The following is a 6,433-nucleotide window of genomic DNA, read 5'->3' as shown; positions in this document are numbered from 1 at the left end:
GCCGCTCGCCGTCGTTCGTCTCACGAACGACACCGACGGCCGGGCGGCGACGGTCCCCGCTCTCCGTGTTCGATCCTTCGCTACTCAATATTCTCTAACTCCTGCGTCGAATGAAATTGCCGCGCGCGGCGCCGCGATCGGCGGCGAATGTGCGTGTCTTCGGCCATGTGACGGCCCCACACGTGTGTTGTAAGCCTTGCCAGACCTACCGCGCCCACTCGCGAGCCGCAACTGGCCCGGTCTGTCTGAATCGAGTCCGAACAGTAAGAAAATGCAAGAATGTGAGGCACCTCACTTCACAGTTGTACCTTCGCATCTGTGAGAAGACGACATCGGGAGGTAGATATGTCGCGACGTGAAGTCAGTGTCGAGCGGGTCTACGACCACCCCGGCGCCGAGCAATCCGTGCGTGTCCTCGTGGACCGGTTGTGGCCCCGAGGACTTCGCAAGGACGCTTTCCACTACGACGACTGGGCGAAGGAACTTGCACCCTCGACGGACTTGCGGAAGTGGTACTCGCACGACACCGCGTTGTTCTCCGAATTCCGCGATCGGTACGTCGAGGAGTTGACATCCCCCGGCGGTCGCGCCGCGATCGAGCGCCTCGACACGCTTGCCGACGGACGCCCTCTCGTCCTTCTCACCGCGACCCGCGATGTCGAGCACAGCGGAGCAGAGGTGCTTGCCGAGCATCTGCGCGGGGAGTAATACGAAGCGATGACCGACGATCTCGGCGGCGACCCGGTGTGCTGGCTCGACCGCGTCTGTCCGGAATGCGGATTGTTCCTCGACGACCGTGATGCACCGTGTCCGCGTTGCGGGCACGAGTGGAACAGCTCCCCCGCAACCTGATCGGGTCCCCTGATCTGACACCATGGCCGTCCCGTCTGCGATCCTCGACCTCGCGCGCCCCGCGCGGCGCATCGCTGTCCTCACCGGCGCCGGCATGTCCGCCGAGAGCGGTGTACCTACTTTCCGCGACGCACAGACCGGATTGTGGGAGAACTTCGACGCCGCATCTCTCGCAACTCCGGAAGCATGGAATGAAGACCCTCCGCTGGTGTGGGCCTGGTACCAGTGGCGTGTCGGGCTGGTACGGCGAGTGAAACCGAACGCAGGTCATTTCGCGCTGTCCGAATGGGGGCGGCGAGCAGATCTCCGTATCACGACGCAGAACGTCGACGATCTGCACGAGCGCGCCGGCAGTGCGGTGCTCGCCCACCTGCACGGCAGTCTGTTCGAACCGCGCTGCACCGACTGCGGACACGTTGCAGACGTTCCCGAGCCACCGGACGAACCTGTCGAACGACTCGATCCGCCCGCGTGCCGGAGCTGCAGCGGGGTCGTTCGCCCCGGCGTCGTGTGGTTCGGCGAGATGCTGCCCGAGCAACCATGGGACGCGGCGACGGCGTCCCTACGCAATGCCGATCTACTGCTCGTCGTCGGGACATCGGGCGTGGTGTATCCCGCCGCCGGTCTGCCGTCACTTGCACGGAATCACGGAGTTCCGGTGGTGGAGATCGATCCCGAGGACACGGATCTGTCCGATCAGGTCGACGAGGCGTGGCGCACGACGGCCGCGATCGGGCTGCCGAAGCTGGTGTCGGCGCTACAGTAATTCGGTGGACTCCTGTGTGTTCTGCGCCATAGCCGGGGGCGCGGCGCCGGCCGCTCTCGTCTACGAGGACAACCACGTGGTCGCGTTCCTCGACATCCGGCCGCTGGCGCGCGGCCATCTTCTGGTGGTTCCTCGGACCCACTCGGAACGACTCGAGGATCTCCATCCTGCCCACGGGGCATCGATGTTCAAGGCCGGCCAGCGTTTGACCCGTGCACTCGCCCGATCCGATCTGGCCACCGACGGAGCCAATCTGGTGGTCAACGACGGTCGTGCCGCATTCCAGACCGTCTTCCACACGCACCTGCACATCATTCCCCGATGGAACGGCGACCGATTCCGTCTGGGCCTCGGAGTCCTGCGCCGCAAGCACCGCGCCCCCGAATCCACCGCGGCGGCCATCCGCGCGGGTCTCGACCGTCTCTCAACAGAGGAGAATCAGTGACAACCCCGTCCGGCAAAGCCGGAACCAGCGAATTTCCCATCGACGTCATCCGGCCGTTGCTCCTCGAACAATTCGAGACCCTCGACGCACTGTTGGCCGGGATCGAGGGAGATGCGTGGTTCACCCCCACAAACCTTCCCGGGTGGACGGTCAAGGACATCGCCGCGCACCTGATCGGGACCGAATCTCTGCTCGCCGGTGTCGCTACACCGCACGTCGACATCGACGTGCACACGCTGGGCCACGTCCGCAACGAGATCGCCGCATTCAACGAGCACTGGGTCGAGCATCTTCGCCGCGTCCCCGGACCCGAGGTATCGGCGCGCTACCGCGACATCGTGGCGCAACGGCGCGAGAGTCTGGGCTCGATGACACAGGCCGACTTCGACGCACCGGCCGACACCCCGGTCGGCCCGGCCACCTACGGCCGTTTCATGCGCATACGGGTCTTCGACTGCTGGCTCCACGAACTGGATATCCACGACGCGCTGGGCACGACCGGGAGCGAGGGCGGACCGCGTGCGGAACTCGGATCCGCCGAGATCTTCGGTGCGGTGCCGTTCGTCGTGGGCAAACGCGGGAAGGCACCCGAGGGTGCGCGGATCACGATCGAGCTCACCGGACCACTCGCCCGCACGATCAATCTCGAGGTGGCGGGTCGCGCGAGTGTGGTTCCGTCGCTGTCGGCGCCCGCGACGAGCACGATCACGATGGACTCGACGCTGTTCGTGCGGCTCGCCGGTGGCCGGGTCAGCGGCGTCGACAAGCTCGGCGAGGTCGCTCTCGGCGGGGACACCGTGGTGGGGCGCCGTATCGTCGAGAATCTCGCGTTCACGATCTGACCGATGCGCCTGTTCCTGTCTTCGTACCGTTTCGGGTCCGATCCCGCGCGTCTGCTGGAGGTGACGCGCGGGCCCGGGCGGGTCGCCGTGATCGCCAATGCCGGCGACGCGTGGCCGTCGCGCGCGCGCGAATCCAGCGTGACCAGCGAATTCGGGCCTCTACGCGGTCTCGGATACGAACCCGAAGAGGTGGATCTCCGCGATCACCTCGGCGATCCCGGTGGCCTCCGGACACGGCTGGCCGCCTTCTCTTCGGTGTGGGTACGCGGGGGCAATACCTTCGTCCTGCGCGCCCAGCTCGCCCGTAGCGGCGGCGACACGGTGCTCACCGACCTGGTGAGCACCGGTGCCCTCGCCTACGCGGGATACAGCGCCGGGGCGTGCATCGCGACACCGACCCTGAGGGGACTCGAGTTCTCGGACGATCCCGCCGAAGTCCTCGAGATCGGGGCAGGCCCGGTGGTATGGGACGGACTCGGCTGGGTCGACCTCGCGATCGTCCCCCATGCCGGCGCCTCGGCGCTGGGTGACGACGGAGTCGACCGCACACTGGAATATCTTCGCCTCGAGTCCATCCCGTTCGTGGCGCTCAGCGACGACGACGCACTGGTGATCGGAACCGAGGGTCCGGCCCGTATGTAAAGTCGTGAGCATGTCGAACAACACGGAGACCGCCACCCGCATCGAACACCTGCCCGAGCAGTCGCGGTTCGCACTGTTCGTCGGCGACGATCTCGCGGCATATGCCGACTACAGCGAAGTCGACGGACTCCGCGACTTCGACCACACCGTCACCGAAGCGGACTTCCGTGGTCGCGGGCTCGCCGGGCTGGTCGTGCGGCACGCGCTCGACGAGACCCGCGAGCAGGGTCTGAAGATCGGCACGTCCTGCTCGTACGTCGAGAAGTTCGTCTCCGAGCACCCCGAATACCGACACTGACGCGCTCCCGTCACACCATCACATCGCGGCGGCGGAAGCCCACGACCGCCGCCGCGGCCAGGACCACAGCAGCAATGCCGAGCACGAGCATCGGCACAGCACTGGCACTTTCGTAGGGGACCAGCGGTATGTGCGAGAACGGCGAGAGATCGCGCAGCCACTGCGACAGGTTCAGTAGTTCGCCGAACCACGCCACGAACACCGCGTAGACGACCACAATCCACGCAAGACCGGCGAGACGCGGGATGAGACCTACCAGCGTGAGAGCCACCGCGAAGACGAACAACACGGCGGGCGCGTATGCCAGTGCGGCACCGCACATCCGGATGACCCAGTCCACCTCGCCGGTCGCGGCGGCCATACCCAGGCCGGTGGCGGCACCCGTGATGACCAGTGCAACGACGATCTGCACCACGATCACTGCGATGACCCACAGGAACAACCGGTTGCGCGGTGTTCCGGTGACGATCAGCAGGCCCAATCGGCCCGCCTCCTCGTCCCCACGGACACGCATGACCGCCGAAACGGCAAACGCCGCGATCCCGACGACAAGGAACATCAGCATCGTCGCGCCGAACGACGCGGTGAGCGATTGCGCGTCGGCCCCCAGGAACTCGACGATGTCGGGAACGCTGTCGACCATGTCCTCGATCGAGTTCGCGAGCGTACCCATCGCGAGTCCGATGATCGCGAGAGCCGCAGTCCAGGCGACGAAGGTCCCGCGCAGCAACCGCCATACCGGACCGGGCGGCGTGAGCAGCGCCGCAGAGGACGACGCCGGCCCCGGTGTGGGCGCGCGCAGGCCCGCGCCGATGTCGCGACGCCGCGACAGTGCGACCGCGACGGCGAGCAGCACTCCGATCGTCACCACCGAGAGCAGCAGCGGCCACCACCGTTCGTCGACATAGAGGCGGGTCTGTTGTGCCCACGCGATCGGCGACAGCCACGACACCCACGAACCGGTGGCGTCGATGATGTCGCCGAACCCCCTCACGAGAAACGCCACAGCGAGGATGGCGAGCGCAGAACCTGACGCCGCACGTGAATGCTCACTGAACTGCGCCGTCACAGCGGCCACAGCACCGAACAGCAGCCCCGTGACGGCGGTGGCCACGCCGAACAGCAACGATCCCGTGAAGTCGAGCCCTCCGGCCAGCAGCGCGAGGACCACCCCGCCACCGACGATCAGATCGGCCACGGCGACGGACAGCAGTGCGGCCGCGGGCGGCGCGAACGGGCCCACCGGGAGCGCGCGCAACAGTTCGAGTCGGCCGGCCTCCTCCTGGGCGCGCGTGTGCCGCACGACGAGCAGAATGTTCATGATCGCGACGGCGACGAACAATGTCAGGCTCAGTTCGTTCGCGGTCATCGCGCCGAGAGTGTAGTTGTCGGCACCGTATGCCGGACCGGTCATCAGTACCGCGGCGGGGTTCTCGAGCAGTGCCGCGCGAGCCTGCCTCGCTGCCTCGTCCGGATAAGCGGCGATGAGACTTTCGACGGTCGCGTACACGGTGAGCGCAAGCGCGAGCGTCCACACTGTGATTCGGACGCGATCGAGCCGGAGATACAAGCGCAGGAGGTCGCCGATTCCATTGAACCGATGTGCACTTCGGACCTCTTGATCGGCGCTGGGGGCAACAGAGGTGGTCATCGGGACGGCACCTCCGCGCTGTCGGATACGTCGGTGGGTGTGTCTCCGTAGTGGCGCAGGAACAGTTCTTCGAGTGACGGAGGGGTGATCGTCAGGTTCGCGATGTCGAGTTCGGTGAGCTCTCGTAGCACCGAGGTGACGGAGGCATTGTCGACGTCGAAGGCGAGGTGTCCGTCGTCGTAGGTCAGATCGTGGACACCGGGGATCGACGCGAACCCACTCGGGAGGGTGGGCACGGTGGCCCGCACCGCGGATCGTGTCAGGTGCCGAAGCTGCGCGAGTGTTCCCGTCTCCACATCCTTCCCGGAACGGATGATAGTGACTGTGTCGCAGAGTTTTTCGACTTCCGCGAGGATGTGACTCGACAGCAGCACGGTACGCCCGGCATCGCGCAGCGCACGCACTTCGTCGGTGAACACAGCCTCCATGAGCGGATCGAGTCCGGACGTGGGTTCGTCGAACATATACAGTTCGACGTCCGATGCGAGCGCCGCGACGAGCGCGACCTTCTGCCGGTTACCTTTGGAGTAGGTGCGCGCCTTCTTGGTGGGGTCCAGTTCGAACCGTTCGAGGAGTTCGGCTCGGCGGGAGGGGTTGTCGCCGCCACGGATGCGGGTGAGCAGATCGATGATCTCGCCGCCGGTGAGGGAAGGCCACAGGTTGGTGTCGCCCGGGACGTACGCAATGCGGCGGTGGATCGACACCGCATCGGTCCACGGATCGAGTCCGAGGACACGGGCCGAGCCGGAATCGGCACGGAGCATACCGAGAAGCACGCGGATCGCCGTGGACTTTCCGGCGCCGTTTGGGCCGAGAAACCCTGCCACCGTCCCGGTTCCGACTTCGAGCGAGAACCCGTCGAGCGCCCGGGTGGTGCCGAATGTCTTGACAAGGTCGATGGTTTCGATGGCGGGTGTGTCCATGGTGCAACCTCCGT

The 6,433-nt window shown here is 66.2% G+C and carries 9 protein-coding genes; 7 read left to right on the top strand and 2 right to left on the bottom strand.

All coding sequences use genetic code 11. The annotated features are described in order from the left end of the window. Positions 1-345: 345 nt before the first annotated feature. From Q7514_RS25375 to Q7514_RS25345, 7 genes are read left to right on the top strand one after another with little or no spacing between them, the layout of a single operon-like run. Positions 346-708, top strand: coding sequence for a DUF488 domain-containing protein (locus Q7514_RS25375; RefSeq protein ID WP_330136025.1), 363 nt, complete (start codon positions 346-348; stop codon positions 706-708). Positions 709-717: 9 nt separating this feature from the next. Next, positions 718-852 carry a hypothetical protein gene (locus Q7514_RS25370; protein ID WP_330136024.1) on the top strand — a complete coding sequence of 45 codons (135 nt, stop codon included), beginning with the start codon at positions 718-720 and terminating at the stop codon, positions 850-852. Positions 853-874: 22 nt separating this feature from the next. After that, complete coding sequence (locus Q7514_RS25365; RefSeq protein ID WP_330136023.1) at positions 875-1,618, top strand: SIR2 family NAD-dependent protein deacylase; 744 nt, start codon at positions 875-877, stop codon at positions 1,616-1,618. A gap of 4 nt (positions 1,619-1,622) precedes the next feature. Further along, positions 1,623-2,063 (top strand): HIT family protein, encoded by a 441-nt coding sequence (locus tag Q7514_RS25360; protein WP_330136022.1) that lies wholly within the window; start codon positions 1,623-1,625, stop codon positions 2,061-2,063. Between the two features lie 38 nt (positions 2,064-2,101). Beyond that, positions 2,102-2,905 carry a maleylpyruvate isomerase family mycothiol-dependent enzyme gene (locus Q7514_RS25355; protein WP_330136041.1) on the top strand — a complete coding sequence of 268 codons (804 nt, stop codon included), beginning with the start codon at positions 2,102-2,104 and terminating at the stop codon, positions 2,903-2,905. Positions 2,906-2,908: 3 nt separating this feature from the next. Beyond that, the gene (locus tag Q7514_RS25350; protein WP_330136021.1) at positions 2,909-3,547 is read left to right on the top strand and encodes a Type 1 glutamine amidotransferase-like domain-containing protein; all 639 of its coding nucleotides are present in this window, start codon (positions 2,909-2,911) and stop codon (positions 3,545-3,547) included. 10 nt (positions 3,548-3,557) lie between these two features. After that, the gene (locus Q7514_RS25345) at positions 3,558-3,845 is read left to right on the top strand and encodes a GNAT family N-acetyltransferase (protein WP_330136020.1); all 288 of its coding nucleotides are present in this window, start codon (positions 3,558-3,560) and stop codon (positions 3,843-3,845) included. Positions 3,846-3,855: 10 nt separating this feature from the next. Here Q7514_RS25345 and Q7514_RS25340 read toward each other — a convergent pair whose 3' ends face one another. Together Q7514_RS25340 and Q7514_RS25335 are read right to left on the bottom strand one after the other, a co-directional pair. Then, positions 3,856-5,496 (bottom strand): ABC transporter permease, encoded by a 1,641-nt coding sequence (locus tag Q7514_RS25340; protein ID WP_330136019.1) that lies wholly within the window; start codon positions 5,494-5,496, stop codon positions 3,856-3,858. Further along, positions 5,493-6,419, bottom strand: coding sequence for an ABC transporter ATP-binding protein (locus Q7514_RS25335; protein WP_330136018.1), 927 nt, complete (start codon positions 6,417-6,419; stop codon positions 5,493-5,495). The genes Q7514_RS25340 and Q7514_RS25335 overlap by 4 nt, the downstream gene beginning before the upstream one ends. Between the last annotated feature and the right edge of the window lie 14 nt (positions 6,420-6,433).

Source organism: Rhodococcus artemisiae, assembly GCF_036327795.1.
GTDB classification, from domain to species: domain Bacteria; phylum Actinomycetota; class Actinomycetes; order Mycobacteriales; family Mycobacteriaceae; genus Rhodococcus; species Rhodococcus artemisiae.
This window is presented reverse-complemented; position numbering and strand designations above follow the sequence as displayed.